General features: G+C 66.4%; 2 protein-coding genes. Both read right to left on the reverse strand.

Going from position 1 to position 2,746, the window contains the following annotated elements; genetic code table 11:
* Positions 1-1,264 (reverse strand): diaminopimelate decarboxylase (gene lysA / locus Y707_RS24975; protein ID WP_081744767.1); only part of this gene is annotated, 1,264 nt, incomplete at its 3' end.
* 5 nt (positions 1,265-1,269) lie between these two features.
* Positions 1,270-2,746, reverse strand: a 1,477-nt coding sequence (gene argS / locus Y707_RS0110115) for an arginine--tRNA ligase (protein WP_026534997.1), incomplete at its 5' end; no start/stop codon positions are given.

Consider the following 2,746-nt stretch of genomic DNA (forward strand, 5'->3'; position numbering starts at 1 on the left):
CGGCCGGCAGGTAAACGTCGCGGACCACGATATCCCCGCTCTCGCAGTGCTTGCCGACGACCCGGGAGATCACCGGTTCCGCCGTCGAGGCGCGGGAGGCCAATACGGCCGAGTAGTCCGCATCGTAGAGCACCGGGCGCGCGTTGTCGCTCATGCCGCCGTCCACCGAAACGTACCGGCGGGGAAAGCTGCCGGTTCCGGCGTCGACCTGGACCGTCTTGGTGGTGCCGGCCCGGTAGAGGCTGAACCCGGCAGGCCCGGAAATGGCGCGTCCCGGTTCAATAGAGATCCGCGGCACCTTGATATTCAGGGCCGTGCAGGTGTCGTGTACGACGGCGGCCATTGCGTTGGCGATTTCGGCCGGCGGGCGTGGGGTGTCGGCTTCGGTGTAGGCGATGCCGTAGCCGCCGCCGAGGTCCAGCTCGCCGAGGGCAACACCATGTTCGTCCTGCACCGTGGCCAGAAAACCAAGCAGTCGTTCGGCGGCGACGGCGAAGCCCTCGGGCTCGAAAATCTGTGAGCCGATGTGGCAATGCACGCCGAGCAGGTCGATCGAGCCGGCGGCCAGCGCAGCAGCCACCGCCCGGCCGGCCGGTGACGTGCCGTCGTCGTCCGCTGCCAGCGAGAGGCCGAATTTCTGGTCCTCATGCGCGGTGGCGATGAATTCGTGTGTGGAGGCATGCACGCCGGGAGTGAGCCGCAGCATCACCTTGGCCACGCTGCCGCGCTCTGCCGCAATGCCGGCGAGCCGCTCCAGCTCGTCCAGGCTGTCCACGACGATGCGGCCCAAGTCCATGTCGAGCGCACGGTGGATCTCGGCGTCGGACTTGTTGTTGCCGTGCAGGCCCAGCAGTTCCCCGGGCAGGCCGGCGCGGGCTGCAACGGCGAGTTCGCCGCCGGTGCAGGTGTCCAACCGGAGCCCTTCCTGGCGCACCCAGCGGGCGACCTCGGTGCAGAGGAACGATTTTCCCGCGTAGTAGACGTCCACTCCCCCGCAAAGTTCGGCGAAGGCCGCGTCAAAGGCAGCTTTAAAGGAACGCGCGCGGGCGCGGAAGTCTGTCTCGGAAATCACGAAGACCGGCGTGCCAAATTCCGCGGCCAGCTCGCTGACCGGGATGCCGGAGATGGCCAGTTCGCCGGCATCGTTGCGCGCGACGTCCTGCGCCCAGAGCTTGGTCTCGACCCGGTTGACGTCCTCCGGCAGGCTGAGCCATTCCGGCGCGAGCGGCGAAGCGACCACTGCGGTGGTTGTTTCCTGGTTCATTTCGCTCACATCCGGTGTGGGGCGGAGACGCCGAGCAGGCCCAGCCCGTTGGCGAGGACCTGGCTGGTGGCGTCATTGAGCCACAGGCGGGTGCGGTTCAGGTCGGTGACAGGTTCGTCGCCGACCGGCGCGACGCGGCAGGAGTCGTACCAGCGGTGGTACGCACCGGCGATGACCTCCAGATGCCGCGCCAGCCGGTGCGGTTCGCGGAAACTTGCGGCATGGGCCAGCACCGACGGGTAGGCGCCCAGGTGGGCGAGCAGTTCGGATTCGGCCGGGTGGTCCAGCGCACCGGCGTCAAAAGCGGAACGGTCGACGCCGGCGGATTCGGCGTTGCGCCCGACAGCCTTGGTCCTGGCATGGGCGTACTGGACGTAGAACACCGGGTTTTCATTGGTGTGCTTGGTCAGCAGGTCCAGATCGATGTCGATGTTGGAATTGGCCGAAAAACGGGTCAGCGCATACCGGGCAGCATCCACTCCGACCGCGTCAACCAGGTCCTCCATTCTGACAACGGTTCCGGCGCGCTTGGACATCCGCACCGGTTTGCCGTCCTTGACCAGGTTCACCATCTGGCCGATCAGCACCTCGACGGTGTCCGGATCGTCGCCGAGCGCGGAGGCTGCTGCCTTGAGCCGTGCGACATAACCGTGGTGGTCCGCACCGAGCATGTAGACGGCCAGGTCGAAGCCGCGGCCGCGCTTGTTGGCGTAATAGGCGATGTCGCCGGCGATGTACGCGGCGGTGCCATCCGACTTAATCACCACGCGGTCCTTGTCATCGCCGAAGTCCGTCGACTTCAGCCACCAGGCGCCGTCCTCGAAGTACAGGCTGCCGGATTCCTTGAGCTTCTCCAGCAGTCCGGACACGGAACCGTCCGAATGCACTGAATCCTCGTGGAAGTAGACGTCGAAATCCACCCCGAATTCATGCAGCGATTCCTTGATGTCCGTAAACATCATGTCCACGCCAAGCGCACGGAAGCGTTCCTGCGCGTCGGCGTCGTCGAGCTCAAGGATTCCCGGCTCGGACGCCATCACCCGGTTGGCGATATCGGTGATGTACTCGCCGGCGTACCCGTCATCGGGGGCGGGGTCGCCCTTGGCGCGGGCCAGCAGTGAGCGGGCGAAGCGGTCAATCTGCGCGCCGTGGTCGTTGAAGTAGTACTCGCGGGTGACGTTGGCGCCCTGCGAAGAGAAGATGCGGGCAAGCGAATCCCCGACGGCGGCCCACCGGGTACCGCCGAGATGGATCGGTCCGGTCGGGTTGGCCGAGACGAACTCCAGGTTGATTTTCCGGCCGGCGAGCGCGGTGTTGGTGCCGAATGCTTGGCCCTGTTCGACAATGGTCCGTGCCAGTCCGCCGGCGGCTGCGGCGTCGACGGTGATGTTGAGGAAGCCAGGTCCGGCGATATCGACCGATGCGACGCCGTCGATATTGCCGAGTTTGGCGCTCAGGGCTTCCGCGATCTGGCGCGGCGGG

Source organism: Arthrobacter sp. H14 (genome assembly GCF_000520495.1).
Taxonomy (GTDB): Bacteria; Actinomycetota; Actinomycetes; order Actinomycetales; family Micrococcaceae; genus Arthrobacter_C.